The following is a 15,005-nucleotide window of genomic DNA, read 5'->3' as shown; positions in this document are numbered from 1 at the left end:
TAATGAGCCTAGCAGGCGTCGCATGAAGTTCGCGGTCGGAATCATTGCAGTGGTGCTGCTGGCAGCTGCTGTCAGGCAGGCAACCGCAGTGTTCGCGCCTTTGGCGCTGGCGCTTTTCATCATCGCGATCGTCTGGCCGCTGCAGAGCCGGCTGCAGGCGAAAATGCCGAAACTGCTGGCATTGGCGCTCACCATCGTCGTCACGATCGTGGTCTGTCTCGCTTTCGCCTCGCTCGCGGCCTGGGGCTTTGGGCGGGTGGGACGATCACTCATGGCCGATACGGTGCGCTATCAGGCGCTTTATGGCGCCATGGTGACGTGGCTCGACGGCCATGGCGTCTCCGTCGCCGGCTTGTGGGCCGAGCATTTCAACGTCACGTGGCTGATGCGCACAACGCAGTTCGTCACCGGCCGCGTCAATACCACACTCAGCTTCTGGGTGATCGCACTTGTCTATGTCGTGCTGGGACTTCTGGAAGTAGAGGATGCAAGACGAAGGATCGAGACGCTCGGCAAGCCCGAGGTTGCGCGCGTGCTGCTGGACGGCAGCGCGGCGACCGCGGCCAAATTCCGTAAATACCTCCTGGTTCGGACGCAGATGAGCGCCATCACCGGCCTGCTCGTGGGTGTGTTCGCCTGGATCACCGGATTGCCGTTCGCGCTGGAGTGGGGCGTGATCGCCTTCGCGCTGAACTACATCCCCTTTATCGGCCCCTTCATCGCAACGCTGTTTCCCACTTTGCTGGCGATGACGCAATTTGAGAGCTGGCAAGCCGTTCTTGCCCTCTTCGCGTGCCTCAACATCATCCAGTTCGTGGTCGGCAGCTATGTCGAGCCGCGCGTTGCCGGCAGCATGCTTGCGATATCGCCTTTGGTGGTGTTGTTCGCGATCTTTTTCTGGACTTTTCAGTGGGGCCTGTTCGGAACCTTTATCGGCGTGCCGATCGCACTCGCGATCCTCACCTTCTGCGCCCAGCATCCGTCAAGCCGCTGGATAGCCGATCTGCTCGGCGGATCGAAGCAATTAAGTGTCGAAAAAAGCTAACCGCCGGTCTCGCCGGCGATCTCGACGCGCTGCGGCGGGAGCAGACAGAGCTGCCCGCTTGCACCAGCGGCCAGCGTATGGATCAGAAAATGCGTCGGTTTGGCGTCAGGGCCGCCCATGACAGGCGACGGTGCAGAGATGATCTTCAGCGCACCGCAGGCGCCGATCCAATCGATATGACGATGGCCGTGCATGACTACGGCCCGCTTCGCGAAAGGCCTGAGTTTGCGAACGAACCAGCTGCCATTGACAAGCGCGGTTCCAATGCGTTCGGAAAAATTCGCAACCGGCATCGGATATTCTATCAGATGATGATGCAGCGCGACGATCCATTGCGCACGGGGAAAACGACCCAGCACCGCCGCGAGCCGGCGCATCTGTTCTACGGAAACCAATCCGAGCGCATTGGTGAAAGAAAAATGCGTATCGGCGTTGGAGTTCAGGATCAGGACGCCTAATCCGTCTTCCCGATCGGGTGGCAACAGCATCGGAAACAGGTCGTCGAACAGCCCGACCAGCCCGGCGGCGCGGCGCAAGCCACCGCGTTCGGCAAAGGCGGCGATCCGCTTTCGATGCGACGCCAGCGCCTCGTTGAGGGTGGCTGCCGGCTTTCCTGCGTCGTCGACGACATGCACGCGCTCCCCCTGCACCGCTGCGATTGCCGACAACGTTCGCATCTGTCGCAGCCGCTTGCCGGGGCTGAACGGCAAATCGAGCCGGGCCGGATTGGCGCGGTCGACGATGTTCACATCGTGATTGCCGGGCAGCATGACCATGAGAGCCGCGAGTTCACGATGCTGCGCCACCACGTCGAGGAATTCGGCCCATTCCGTTGCGCGGCCGGCGTCGGTCATGTCTCCGGTCACAAGGATGAGGTCGAGCGGGTCAGCGGCGTGGATCGCCGCAAGACGGACCATCAGCCGCGCAAGGCGCTGGTTACCACGCGGGCCGCCACGTCCGCTCTCGATGCGGAAGCCATATCGCTCGCCGATCACGTGAAGGTCCGACAGATGCGCGACACGCCAGGTCCGGCAACCGGACGGCGCGTCGTCGAATCCGGGAAGATCCAGCGGCTGATCCATGCTGGCATCCGCAAAGCCCCAGACCAGCGACGCGAATGCGAGATAACCCGATACCAATATGACCGCATTGGCCAACGTCGGAACGATCAGGCGGTGCAGAAGCACAAGGTCGGACACCGAACCGATCCACCGCGAGAAAGGCCAAACGAGAATCGCGACTGCCGCCGCACATAGGCAGAGCATAATGCCGGCGCCGGCGGAGCTCGCCGCACGCAACCGTGCCCGCCCCGCCGCGTCGGCGTTCCTGCCGAACATCAGTTCCGCCAAGTGCCGCAGCGCTTCGCGGCCAAACGCGTAACCGGGCTGGACGGCGAGCGCATTGAGCGACCAGAAATTCGTCTCAGCGGCCCGGAATAGCGGCCGCCATCCGAACCATCCGAGCGCGATGACCGTGACGAGCACCAGCGCAGCGCCTATCCCGGTCAGTTCCAGAACGTGTTCGGATAAGGATGAGAACCAGGCCGTCGCGATCAATGGCGCGAGACCGAGCAGCACCGCCGGCAACAGCAGCGAGACGGTCCAGGCGAACAGCAGTTTCGGCAGACTGATTTCAACCAGCAGACTGCCGGCGATCGCAAGCAGCGATCTCTGTCCGGGGCTGGAGGCGTCGTCCTCGATATCGCCCTGGCGCGGATCGACCAGCGAGCCGTCCTGAGAAGGAGTTGAATCAGGTTCCGCGGTCAGCCGCGTCATGATCGGAGCGCGCATCTTGCATCCGCGATAGGAGTGCCTGCTGCTTAACCGACGCTACCAGCCTCTCGACGGAATACCAACGCGCATCCGCTCCCCCCGGCGCCGCTCCTCCGCCTCGCGACACACATTCTAAGTTTCGACGAATATGCAGTTAGCGCCACCGGATCCCGTAATTTGTCACAAACTTTTGTAGCAAAGCACACAAGCCGCAAACCCTTCCATTCGATAGCACCGCTAACATTGAGCGCTAGTGATCAAGTCCCGCATTACAAACGGCAAGGGAGACTTGCTATGCGCACAAAGCTTATCGGCACGGCAGTTGCTTCGACCGCTTGTCTGGTCACGTTGAGCGGAAATGCCCAGGCGGAAATCTTGATCACGACCGCCACCATATCGCGAGGCGAGTTGGTTGTCGCCGGACGGGTCAGGCGACCGCGCGAACCCAATGTGGAGATCAAAATCAACCCAACTAAAACGGTGCAGGTGGAGAGCACATCGACGGGTGGTTTCAGGGGATCGGAGCAGAATTCCCCTCTACTTGTATCGTGAAGATCACGTCCGGGCCGGATACGAGAGACGTGGTGATACAGAACTGCGGCCTTCCCGGACCTGCTGGGCCGCCCGGTCCGGCAGGTCCTCCAGGCCCCGCAGGACCTATGGGCCCAGCCGGGCCGAAGGGAAACTAGCGGCTTCGGTGCCTGCCGCCGGCATGGACGTGGCGCGACTTAGTTCCCGGCATGTGCAGTTTGAGCCATCGCGTTGGGCGGATTTGCTACAACTTTTTATGACGAAGCACACGATGCGCAAACTACTGCGTCAGGTTGTATGCTTGACTCCGTGCACTTACGAGCGCTTGTTTGTCGGGCCGAATAAGAAGAGCTGAAAAGATCCCACGTGATCGCTTGCTCAATGAGCAGCCAACGTTGCCGACGTCCCGGCACCCACGAGCGGGATCGTATAAACAGGATTGAGGAGGAGTCCCATGGACTCGCCATCGATCACGCAACAAGCCGAGCGGCCATATGTTTCGACAGGGCATCTGCCTGAGCCAGAGACGGTTCAGGCACTCGTGTCCGAAGCGCAGCGGCGCTTCAAATCGAACAGCGACGGCGAAAACTCGCAAGTCTATCCCGCGCTGGCCAGGATCCCCAGTGATCTGTTTGGGGTCTGCGTCGTCGGCACCAGCGGACGCGTCTATGCCGCCGGGGACACCGACTACGAATTCTCGATCATGAGCGTGTCGAAACCGTTCGTGTTCGCGCTGATCTGCGAGACGATCGGACCGGAAGAAGCGCGCGACAAGCTTGGAGCAAACGCCACTGGCCTTGCTTTCAACTCCCTCGCCGCCATCGAGCACGGCAGCGGCCGGACCAACCCGATGGTCAATGCGGGCGCCATTGCAACGACGAGCCTTGCGCCCGGTTCGACCGCGGAAGAACGATGGCAATTCATCCACGACGGATTGTCGCGTTTCGCAGGGCGAACGCTACCGCTGAATAAAGAGGTTTACGCCTCGGCGTCGGATACCAACTTCCGCAACCGCAGCATTGCCCGCCTGCTGCAGAGTTTTGATCGGATCTATTGCGACGCAAAGGAAGCGACCGACCTCTACACGAGGCAGTGCTCGCTCAACGTCAGCGCCCGGGACCTCGCGGTCATGGGCGCGACGCTGGCTGACGGCGGCGTCAATCCGATCACCAGAGAACGCGTGGTCGATCCTGCTGTCTGCCATTACGCGCTGGCGGTGATGATCACCGCCGGACTGTACGAGACTTCTGGCGATTGGCTTTACGACATCGGCCTGCCCGGAAAGAGCGGAATCGGTGGCGGCATCGTCGCCGTTTCCCCGGGTAAAGGCGGCTTCGGAACCTTTGCTCCCCCGCTCGACGCTGCAGGCAACAGCGTCAAGGGACAGCTCGCCGCAAAATTCCTGTCACAGCGGCTGGGAATGGATCTGTTCGTGTCGCAACCGGAAGAATGAATCAGATGCCAAAGGGATTGGGGCGGGCCGTAAGACCCGACCGATCCGGAACCGAGCAAGCCGGAGGACGCCATGGCAACGCACTCGATTTCAATCGGCGACATCCGCGACGACGCGCAGGCGTCATGGGTGCCGATGATCGCCATTGCGTTCGGCCAGATGATCATGTCCTTCAACGTCGCTTCGCTGCCGGTCGCGATGGGAGGCATGGTGCAGAGCTTCGGCGTCCCGCCGACGACGGTGGCGACCGGCATCGTGGCCTACTCCATGCTGGTGGCCGGCTTCGTGATGCTGGGCGCGAAACTCGCCCAGCGGTTCGGCGCCGCCCAGGTCTTCCGCGCCGCCGTCGTCCTGTTCTGTGCCGCGCAGATACTGATGACATTCAGCCCCACCGCGCCCCTGATGATCACGGCCCAGGCGCTTTGCGGCGCGGCAGGGGCCGTGATCGTGCCATCGCTGGTGGCGCTGATCGCCGAGAATTATACCGGGCGCCAGCAGGCGACCGCCGTGGGTGCGCCTGGTTCGGCGCGGGCCGCTGCCGGCGTGCTGGCATTCATCATTGGCGGCGTCCTCGGCACATATATCGGCTGGCGTCCGGCGTTCGGAATCCTGATCGCCGCCTCCGCCATTGTTTTCGTTTTGAGCTTCCGCCTCAGGCCCGACCGCGGACGGCCGGACGTGCAGATCGATGTCACAGGCGTTGTGCTGGCGGCAACAGCCATCATCCTCATCAGTTTCGGCTTCAATAACCTGAACGGCTGGGGTCTGGCGCTCGCAACATCCAATGCGCCGTTCGACCTGCTCGGCCTTTCGCCTGCGCCGGTCATGATCGTTCTGGGTATCGTACTCGGCCAGGCCTTTCTGATCTGGACGCATCGGCGCCAGGCGGCCGGGAAGACGCCGCTGCTTGCCCTCGAGGTGATCGACTCGCCGCAGGAACGCGCGGCGGTCTACGGGCTGTTTGCCGTGGTCGCACTGGAGGCGGCGCTTAACTTTTCCGTGCCGTTGTACATTCAAATCGTACAGGGCCGCTCCCCTCTCGCGACCGCGATCGCGATGATGCCGTTCAATCTCACGGTGTTCTTCACGGCGATGCTGATCGTCAACGTCTACGACAAACTGACACCCCGCCAGATCGGCCGCTATGGCTTCGCCCTTTGCACGATTGCACTGGTGTGGCTCGCGTTCGTGGTGCGGAACGACTGGAGCGAGATTCCCGTGCTGTTCGGCCTCGTCCTGTTCGGTATCGGCCAGGGTTCGCTGGTCACGCTGCTGTTTAACGTATTGGTCACCGCCTCGCCCAAGGCACTGGCAGGCGACGTCGGATCGGCGCGCGGCACCACGCAAAATCTTGCCGCGGCCGTCGGAACGGCCATCGCCGGCGCGCTTCTTGTCGGCCTCCTGAGCACGATCGCCGTCAGCAGCATCGCCGCAAATCCGGATCTGCCGAAAGAACTGCAGAGCCAGGTCGATCTCAACAACATCACGTTCGTCAGCAACGAGCGCCTGCGGACCGTGATGGAGAACACTACCGCCACGCCGCAGCAGGTGCAGGAAGCGGTGCGCGTGAACACGGAGGCGCGGCTGCGCGCGTTGAAGATCGGCCTGCTCATCATGGCCGGCCTCGCCTTGCTCGCGGTGTTTCCGGCCGGACAGCTCCCGAATTACCTGCCGGGAGAAATCCCAAGTGACGACCCCGCGGTCGAAGGCGCGAAATCGACCTGATCACCGATTGCGAGACGTGTGTTTCTCCGCGGAGAAAAAATAACAAGGCGCCGGTCAAAGGAGTGAGCCCAATGGATGCAATCGAGCGTCGCAGCGTATTACGGGGCATTTTGTGTGTGGCCGCAGCCGCGGGTTTGGCCGCAAGTTCGCTGCCGGCCGTGGTCGAGGCCATGCCCCTCGCGCCACAGAAGGACCTCGGCAAAGATCTCGGCAGCAAGGATCCTGCCGGCGAGACGGATGATCTCACGGTACGTGTTCAGGCCGCCACCCGCCGGCCGCCCCCGCGCCCTGAGGCACGTCCGCCGCGACGGCGCCCAATCCACCGTCACCGCCGGCGCCGTTGGGTCTGTTATTGGCACCGCGGGCGCCGCGTTTGCGGCTGGCGATGGATATAGCCGATTTCAGGATGCTGATGAGACCCGAGCGGCCGATGCTGCGCCGCTCATTTGATCGCACAGGCTCCGATCCGAGGAGGACAACATGACCACTTATGACGGTAGTTCACGACTGCGCGCCGATGGTTTGTCCGCGCCACCATTTTGGATCTGCATCCTCCTTGGACTGGTGATGATCGCCGCGGGAATCCTGGTGTTGGGTGACGTCGTTCTGGTGACCGTCATCAGCACGATGTTCATCGGCTGGATCTCGATCATCGCGGGCGCCTTCGAAGTGATTCACGCGTTCTGGACCAAGGGATGGGGCGGCTTCGTATGGCAGGTGCTGCTCGGCATTTTGTACATCGCGTTCGGCGCGGTGCTGGTGAGCCAGCCGGTCGCCAGCGCCTTGATCCTCACCTATGTCCTCGGCCTGTTGCTGCTGATATCCGGCATCGTTCGAATTCTGCTGGGCTTCGGCCACTGGAAAGATGCGGGCTGGATCATGCTGCTGTCCGGCGCCTTCGGCGTCCTGGCCGGCCTCGTCATTCTGACGGGATTCCCGGTGACCGGTCTCTGGGTGCTTGGATTTGTCCTCGGCGTCGATCTGATATCTCACGGCATCGCGTGGCTGGCTTATGCGTGGTGGCCGTCGGCGAAAACGGCATAAGGGAGTGGTCGCTATGGTTGCACGTGCTGACGAAGGGTCCGTTTTTCTCGCGAAAAAGCTCGGCGGTCTGGTTCTGATCGTCCTGGGATGCGTGTTGCTGGTCGCAGGCATGAACCTCGAGTCAACGGCGTTATCGTTTCTTGGCGTCCTGTCCCTGATTGCCGGCGTGATCTTCTGGGTTCTCAAGATCATCAGGCGCAATGAGAACGGTCAGATTCGCTAACCAGATCAGATAACGGGGGCACACGGCTATGAGAATGTCTTGCTTGAGAATATTCCCCGGCAGTTCCGTGCTGGTAGTTCTGGCTGCAATCGGAATGAGCTTCTCCGCCCCGCCCTCCGCGCAAGCCCAGCAAGCTGCATTATTTCAGAACGTCAGGATCTTCGACGGAAAGAGTGGCGCGGTTTCAGCGCCGTCCAACGTCCTGATCCGAGGCAACACGATAGAGAAGGTTTCGACGGCGCCGATCGCGGTCGACGCTCAAACCGCAACGATCAATGGTGCCGGCCGCGTCCTGATGCCGGGCCTGATCGATGCGCATTGGCACGCGATGCTGATCCGCACGAACCCGGTAGAGGCGTTCGGTGACGTCGGTTTCAACAATCTGGTGGCTGGCGACGAAGCGACAGATACTCTGATGCGCGGCTTCACCACCATTCGCGACGTGGGCGGGCCGGTGTTCGGCCTCAAGCGCGCCATCGATGAAGGCATCGTCAAGGGCCCGCGTATCTATCCGTCCGGCGCCATGATCACTGTCACGAGCGGGCATGGGGATTTCCGGCAGCTGACTGATCTGCCGCGAACGATCGGCGGCATGCTTACCCGCATGGAGCAGATTGGCGGCGCCATCGTTGCCGATAGCCCTGACGAGCTGCGCGTGCGCGTACGCGAACAGCTCATGCAGGGCGCCTCACAAGTCAAGTTGACGGCGGGCGGCGGGGTGTCGTCCCCCTTCAGTCCGATCGACGTTAAGACCTTCACGGAGGCCGAAATGCGCGCCGCGGTCGAAGCGGCCGAAAATTGGGGGACATACGTCGCCGCGCACGCCTTTACGTCGACTGCGATCCGGAGCGCTATTGCGGCCGGCGCGAGGTGTATCGAGCACGGTTTCCTGATGGACGACGCAACCGCAAAATTGATCGCGGACAAGGGTGTTTGGCTGAGCATGCAGCCACTGCCGGAGGGGATGAGGCTGGGCCTTCCTGAGGGTTCTGTCCAGCGAGCCAAAGCGGAAGAGGTCTGGCCCGGGATAGCCCGCGCCTATCAGATGGCTAAGAAATACAAGATCAAGACGGCGTGGGGCACGGATGTGCTGTTCTCCCGCGAACTGGCGCAACAACAAGGAGCAATTCTGGCCTCGCTTACCCGTTGGTACACCCCCGCTGAAGCGCTGGTCATGGCGACATCGACAAACGCAGAACTGCTTGCCATGTCCGGGCTTCGCAATCCTTATCCCGGCAAGCTCGGTGTAGTGGAAGAAGGCGCGCTGGCCGACCTGCTGCTGGTGGATGGCAACCCCGTCGATAACATCAAGCTGATCGAAGACCCGGCAAAGAATTTCGTCGTCATCATGAAGGACGGGAAAATCTACAAGAACCTCCTTGTCGGTGGCAAATAGAACGACGGAGGCGTGTCGTAGGGTTCGGTCCGCAGCGCCGATCGAGCCCTCATTCCGCGCAATGCGTCTTTTTACCCATCCAGCGCATGCCACGGCCTGGGGAATTGGGGTTGGATGCCCCCGAAAAATTGGCTACTAGTGCCCCGCCGGTAGTTCGGACGGTTTCGGGGACGTGGAATGACCTATTGTTGCGGAGTGCTGGTACGGGACGGTCTGGTCATGATCGCGGATACCCGCACCAATGCCGGCCTCGACAACGTCTCGACCTTTCGCAAGCTGCACATTTTCTCAAAGCCGGGCGAGCGCATCATGGCGATCGCCAGCGCCGGCAATTTGGCGATCAGCCAGTCGGTGCTGTCAACCCTGACCGAGGGCATCGAAGACCCGCACAACGGCGAGGTCGAAACGCTGATGAACGCGCCGACCATGTTCCAGGCCGCCCAGCGCATCGGCCGCGCCATTCGCAGCGTCCACGCCACCGAGGGCGACGCGCTGCGCTCCGAAGACGTCAGTTTCGACGTCTCGTTCCTGTTCGGCGGCCAGATCAAGGGCTCGCGGATGCGGCTGTTCATGGTCTACACCGCCGGCAATTTCATCGAATGCACGACCGACACGCCGTACCTGCAGATCGGCGAGCATAAATACGGCAAGCCGGTGCTCGACCGCGCCATGCATTACGATGTCGAACTGTACGAGGCGCTGAAGACCAGCCTGATCTCGATGGATTCGACGATGCGCTCCAATCTCGGCGTCGGCCTGCCGATCGACGTATTGGTGGTGCGCGCGGATGCCTGCGAGGCCGATCTCAATCACCGCATCGAGGCCGGCGAGCCCTATTTCCACGATCTGCGTTCACGCTGGTCGGCGGCGCTGCGCGCAGCGCATCAGAATATTCCAAGACCACCCTACAAATCAGAAACAGAAACAAAGAAGTAAAGGCGAGGAAACAATGGCCGAAGCAGCAAACAAGATCGCAGTCGTCACCGGCGCGGGCACCGGCGTCGGACGCGCGGCATCGCTAGCGCTGATGAATGCCGGCTTCACCGTGGTGCTCGCCGGGCGCCGCATGGAGATGCTGGAGGAGACCAAGAAGCTCGGCGACAATGTCGGCAAGAGCCTGTGCGTTTCCGCCGACATGACGAGCCCAGCCTCGATCGCCGCCCTGTTCGACAAGGTCAAGGAAACCTACGGCCGGCTCGACGTGCTCTTCAACAACGCCGGCATGGGCGCGCCGCCGGTGAACTTTGAGGACCTCAGCCTCGAACAGTGGCAGGCAGTGGTGAACACCAACCTCACCGGCCCGTTCCTGTGCACCCAGCATGCCTTCCGCATCATGAAGGACCAGAACCCGCGCGGCGGCCGCATCATCAACAACGGCTCGATCTCGGCGCATGCGCCACGGCCGTTCTCGTCGGCCTACACCTCGACCAAGCACGCCATCACGGGCCTGACCAAGGCCACCAACCTCGACGGCCGCATTTACGACATCGCGGTCGGCCAGGTCGACATCGGCAACGCGGCAACCCCGATGACCGACCGCATGGTCGCCGGGCCCGGCGTGATGCAGCCCGACGGCACGATGAAACACGAGCCACGCATGGACGCAAAAGCGGTCGGCGACGCGGTGGCTTACATGGCCGGCCTGCCGCTCGATGCCAACGTGCTGTTCATGACGGTGATGGCGACCAAGATGCCGTTCGTCGGGCGGGGGTAGCCAAATCCACCGATGTCGTCCCGGCCTTGAGCTCAGATGCGCAATTGCGCATCGGGGGACCCATACTCCGCGGCGGTGATTGGGTTACGAGGCCTCTACCATTTGCGTTCTCATCGAGAATGCACGGCGTATGGGTCCCGGCTCAAGGCCGGGACGACGTGGTGAGGGTCGTCGCCCTACTCCAGCTTCTCCACATCCCGCAGCGTCGGAAACAGCTTCATCCACAATAGCGCGATCGCAATCGTGCCGACGCCGCCGAGCACGGCGGCCGGCATCGCGCCGAACAAGGCGGCGGTAACGCCGCTTTCGAACTGACCGAGCTGGTTTGACGCGTTGATGAACAGGAAATTGACCGCGCCGACCCGGCCGCGCATGTCGTCGGGCGTTGCGAGCTGCACCAGCGAGAAGCGGATCACGACGCTCACGACGTCGGCGGCGCCCAGCACCACCAGCGCCAGCACCGACAGCCACATCCAGTGCGACAGCGCAAACACCACCGTCACCACGCCGAACACGATCACGGCCTGAAACATCCGTATTCCGACGCGGTGGTTGATGGTGTGGTGGGCGAGGAACACCGTCATCAGCAGCGCGCCGATCGCGGGCGCGGCGCGCAGGATGCCGAGGCCGAGCGGGCCGGTCTGCAGGATGTCACGGGCATAGATCGGCAGCAGCGCGGTGGCGCCGCCGAGCAGCACCGCGAACAGATCAAGCGAAATCGTTCCGAGAATCGCCGGGTTGTTGCGGACGAATTTGACGCCGGCAAAGATATCATCCGGTGTCGCGGCATCCCGTACCACAGCCGGCTGCGTCAGCCGGATCGCCCCCATGATTGCTGCCCCGAATAGGAAAAACGCAGTCATGACCCCAAAGGCTGCGCTGGGGGCGATGGCATAGGCCAAGCCGCCGAGTGCAGGACCGGCGATGGTGGCGATTTGCGCCGCGCCGCTCGAGACCGCGGTGGCACGCTGCAGCGCGCCTTTCGGCGCGATCAGCGGCAGCAGCGCGGCCAATGCCGGGCTTTCGAAGGCGCCGGCTATACCGAGCACGAAGGATGCAATGAATATCTGCGTGACGCTAAGAAAGCCCGCATAGGCGCCCCAGGCCAGAAACAGCGCCGTCAGCCCCTCGGCGATCTGGCAGAGTTGCACCACCCGTTTGCGTTCGTAGCGGTCGGCGGCATGGCCGGCCACGAACAGAAACAACGCCGTGGGGAGGAATTGAACCAGCCCGATCATGCCGAGATCGAAGGCGCTGCCGGTCATGTCATAGACCTGCCAGCCGATGGCAACGGCCCCGATCTGGCTGGCGAAACGCGACAGGCTGCGCGACAGCAGAAACGACAGGAAGGAGGGATGCCTGAGCAGATCGCCGGCGCCGACAGGCATCAGGGAAGACATTTGAGGCCGGTATCCTGCTTTTCGAAGCGTGCGTCCGCTCGCATTGTTGTTGGTTACGCCGTGAACGACCCTGATCCCCCTGTCAATGCCCACGGGCTGTCAATGCCAGGCGGCGAAGGGCTGCCCGGCATTGCGCTTGCAAGTCCCCCGCTGCCATAATCGACCGGGGGACTTCGAGATCATGCTGCAACTGCAATCGGCTTTCGGCGTGCTGGCGTTGCTGGGAATCGCGTGGGCGCTCGGCGAGAACCGCCGCGCGGTGTCATGGCGGCAGATGGCGGTCGGGCTTGCGGTCACCGTGCTTACCGCGCTGGTGCTGCTCAAGCTGCCGCTGGTCGCAAAGGCGTTCGGCGCCATCAATGACGCGGTCAATATCATCGCGGCAGCGTCCCGCGCCGGCACCTCCTTCGTGTTCGGCTATCTCGGCGGCGGCACGCTTCCCTTCGACCTCAAGGCGCCGGGCGCCGATTTCATCCTGGCGTTTCAGGCGCTGCCGATCATCCTGGTCATGAGCGTGCTGACCACGCTGCTGTTCTACTGGCGGGTGCTGCCGCCGATCGTGCGCGGCATGGCCTGGCTTCTGGAACGCACGCTCGGCGTCGGCGGCGCGGTCGGGCTGTCCGCCGCCGCCAACATCTTCCTCGGCATGGTCGAGGCGCCCCTGTTCATCCGCCCATACCTTTCGCAACTCACCCGCAGCGAATTGTTCATGGTGATGACCGGCGGCATGGCCGGGATCGCCGGTACCGTGCTGGTGCTGTACGCCACGTTTCTCGCGCCATTGATCCCGGATGCGGCGGCGCATTTCGTCATTGCCTCGGTGCTCGGCGCACCCGCGGCGATTCTGATCAGCCTGATCATGGTGCCGGAGACGTCTGACAAGCGGACTGGCGGAATGCTGGCCGCTGCTGACACCGACATGGAAGTGAAGAGCACCATGGATGCGATCGTCAAGGGCACCACGTCCGGACTGGAGCTGCTGCTCAACATCGTCGCCATGCTGCTGGTGCTGGTGGCATTGGTCTATCTCGCCAACGCCATCCTCGGCCTGTTGCCCGAGATCGGCGGCGCGAAGATTTCGCTGCAGCGGCTGCTCGGCTATCTGATGGCGCCGGTATGCTGGCTGTTGGGCCTGCCGTGGTCGCAGGCGATCACGGCGGGAAGCCTTATGGGCACCAAGACGGTGCTCAACGAGTTGATCGCCTATGTCGATCTATCGAAGCTCGGTCCCGACGCGCTCGATCCGCGCTCGCGGCTGATCATGCTGTATGCGATGTGCGGCTTTGCCAACTTCGCGAGCCTCGGCATCATGATCGGCGGCCTCGGCACCATGGCACCCGGGCGCCGCGAGGAGATCAACGCGCTCGGGCTGAAGTCGATCGTCTCGGGCACGCTGGCCACCTGCCTGATGGGCGCGATCGTGGGAACGATCAGCTAGCGGCCGAGCCAGCCCTGAGTGATTTGGCTCACACACCAATCAGGGCGAGCGAGGTAATGTCCGCTCGGCGACGGCGCCGTGCCCGCCTCACCAAGGGAAACAACCATGACCCATTCAGTTCCTGCCAAAGACGAAGCATTGACATCAGCTGAACTCGACCGTGTTGCGGGCGGCATCATCATCGTCAGCGGACTGCAGCACCGGTTTACCTCCGCGCTCGAGCGGGTCGCTCTCAATCCGCAGCCGCTTCCGCCGGGGTTTGTCGCATTCGGCTACCGATAACAGCGTAGGCAAGCAGCGGCAGACGGCCTTTGTTTTAGAGCCGCCTGCTATCCAATCCTACGATCAGACCGCCGATGAGCCGCCGCAATTGGCGGCCGCGTGATGCCAGCCGTAGCAGATTTCGCGAACGGAGGAGCAGGCGCCATGGAACACACCATTCGGCTTTACCGCACGCTGTTTGGCACGCGCGCGTATGTCCGCTCGCTGTGCGAGGGCGCCGCTTTCCTCTCTGCCAGCAGCATCGCGATCTTCGCCGCTGTCACCTATGCTACGGTCCATGCCAGCAACCACGTCACGGATTTTGTGCTGAGCCGCGTCGGGCCCTACAACGTCCGCTTTCTGTTCATCTACGGTACGTTCACGGCCTTCGTCATCACGGCGGGACTGCTGGCCTGGCGGCCGAACCGGTTGCCGTTCGCGCTGAAGGCCACGGCGCTGTTCCTGGTGGTCCGCGCCGTATTCGTGGCGCTCACCCACATGGCGCCGTCCCCGATCGATCCGCAGCAGCCGGCGCCGTTCTTCAACTCCATTTTTTACGGCAGCGATCTCTTCTTTTCCGGTCACACCGGAATGCCGTTCCTGGCGGCGCTGGCGTTCTGGCACATCTTGCAATGGCGGGTATTCTTTCTCGCGCTGACCGCGTTCTTCGGCGCGGTCGTGCTGCTCGGCCACTACCACTATTCGATCGACGTGCTCGCCGCTCTGTTCATCACCCACGGCGTCTTTCAAACATCGCGCTGGCTATTCAGCCGCGACTACGCGTTGTTTCGCTCCACCGAAAATCAGACCGCACCACGGCCAAAGCGCGCAAGTCGCAGATCGTCCATTCCTGTCGCCGAACCTGGGCGTGTCGCCAGACCATTCGTGCTGCACGCCGTCGGCGACGACCCGGTGTCGAACGGTCAATCGAACACCGCGTCCTGACGCGCGAGCGCGTCCCGTCGATGACGCACGCCATCGACGGGTTTAAGAATCGAGCGCC

At 62.6% G+C, this 15,005-nt stretch carries 14 protein-coding genes; 12 read left to right on the top strand and 2 right to left on the bottom strand.

The features are described 5' to 3' along the window. Positions 1-22: 22 nt before the first annotated feature. The gene (locus JQ574_RS19885) at positions 23-1,045 is read left to right on the top strand and encodes an AI-2E family transporter (protein ID WP_212204747.1); all 1,023 of its coding nucleotides are present in this window, start codon (positions 23-25) and stop codon (positions 1,043-1,045) included. Here JQ574_RS19885 and JQ574_RS19880 read toward each other — a convergent pair. Beyond that, on the bottom strand, positions 1,042-2,835 hold the full coding sequence (locus tag JQ574_RS19880) for a metallophosphoesterase family protein (RefSeq protein ID WP_249119462.1): 1,794 nt from the start codon (positions 2,833-2,835) through the stop codon (positions 1,042-1,044). The genes JQ574_RS19885 and JQ574_RS19880 overlap by 4 nt on opposite strands. A gap of 276 nt (positions 2,836-3,111) precedes the next feature. On the opposite strand from JQ574_RS19880, the gene JQ574_RS19875 reads away from it, so the two are divergent. The 8 genes from JQ574_RS19875 to JQ574_RS19840 all read left to right on the top strand — a co-directional run bounded on the left by JQ574_RS19875 (position 3,112) and on the right by JQ574_RS19840 (position 10,903). After that, on the top strand, positions 3,112-3,369 hold the full coding sequence (locus JQ574_RS19875) for a hypothetical protein (protein ID WP_212383793.1): 258 nt from the start codon (positions 3,112-3,114) through the stop codon (positions 3,367-3,369). A gap of 433 nt (positions 3,370-3,802) precedes the next feature. After that, positions 3,803-4,801 (top strand): glutaminase A, encoded by a 999-nt coding sequence (glsA, locus tag JQ574_RS19870; protein ID WP_212204745.1) that lies wholly within the window; start codon positions 3,803-3,805, stop codon positions 4,799-4,801. 72 nt (positions 4,802-4,873) lie between these two features. Then, positions 4,874-6,526, top strand: coding sequence for an MFS transporter (locus JQ574_RS19865; RefSeq protein ID WP_249119461.1), 1,653 nt, complete (start codon positions 4,874-4,876; stop codon positions 6,524-6,526). Between the two features lie 480 nt (positions 6,527-7,006). Continuing rightward, positions 7,007-7,570, top strand: coding sequence for an HdeD family acid-resistance protein (locus tag JQ574_RS19860; protein ID WP_212204743.1), 564 nt, complete (start codon positions 7,007-7,009; stop codon positions 7,568-7,570). Between the two features lie 13 nt (positions 7,571-7,583). Then, a complete protein-coding gene (locus JQ574_RS19855) occupies positions 7,584-7,793 on the top strand; it encodes a hypothetical protein (RefSeq protein ID WP_212204741.1) in 210 nt (69 codons plus the stop codon). Positions 7,794-7,887: 94 nt separating this feature from the next. Next, positions 7,888-9,189, top strand: coding sequence for a metal-dependent hydrolase family protein (locus tag JQ574_RS19850; protein ID WP_249119460.1), 1,302 nt, complete (start codon positions 7,888-7,890; stop codon positions 9,187-9,189). A 177-nt stretch (positions 9,190-9,366) separates the two neighbouring features. Next, positions 9,367-10,125, top strand: a complete 759-nt coding sequence (locus tag JQ574_RS19845; protein ID WP_212204737.1) for a proteasome-type protease — start codon at positions 9,367-9,369, stop codon at positions 10,123-10,125. A 13-nt stretch (positions 10,126-10,138) separates the two neighbouring features. Continuing rightward, positions 10,139-10,903, top strand: a complete 765-nt coding sequence (locus JQ574_RS19840; RefSeq protein ID WP_212383789.1) for an SDR family oxidoreductase — start codon at positions 10,139-10,141, stop codon at positions 10,901-10,903. Positions 10,904-11,079: 176 nt separating this feature from the next. Here JQ574_RS19840 and JQ574_RS19835 read toward each other — a convergent pair whose 3' ends face one another. Beyond that, positions 11,080-12,303 (bottom strand): MFS transporter, encoded by a 1,224-nt coding sequence (locus JQ574_RS19835; protein WP_212383787.1) that lies wholly within the window; start codon positions 12,301-12,303, stop codon positions 11,080-11,082. A gap of 181 nt (positions 12,304-12,484) precedes the next feature. Between JQ574_RS19835 and JQ574_RS19830 the strand changes: the two genes are divergently transcribed. The 3 genes from JQ574_RS19830 (at position 12,485) to JQ574_RS19820 (ending at position 14,947) form a co-directional block, all read left to right on the top strand. Further along, on the top strand, positions 12,485-13,741 hold the full coding sequence (locus tag JQ574_RS19830) for a NupC/NupG family nucleoside CNT transporter (protein WP_212204733.1): 1,257 nt from the start codon (positions 12,485-12,487) through the stop codon (positions 13,739-13,741). A 105-nt stretch (positions 13,742-13,846) separates the two neighbouring features. Continuing rightward, complete coding sequence (locus JQ574_RS19825) at positions 13,847-14,023, top strand: hypothetical protein (protein WP_212204731.1); 177 nt, start codon at positions 13,847-13,849, stop codon at positions 14,021-14,023. Positions 14,024-14,167: 144 nt separating this feature from the next. Further along, positions 14,168-14,947, top strand: coding sequence for a phosphatase PAP2-related protein (locus JQ574_RS19820; protein WP_212204730.1), 780 nt, complete (start codon positions 14,168-14,170; stop codon positions 14,945-14,947). The last annotated feature ends 58 nt before the right edge of the window (positions 14,948-15,005 follow it).

It is taken from the genome of Bradyrhizobium sp. AUGA SZCCT0158 (genome assembly GCF_018130065.1).
In the GTDB taxonomy this organism is placed as follows: domain Bacteria; phylum Pseudomonadota; class Alphaproteobacteria; order Rhizobiales; family Xanthobacteraceae; genus Bradyrhizobium.
Note: the sequence above shows the minus strand (reverse complement) of the source record. Positions and strands in the feature narration are given on the sequence as shown.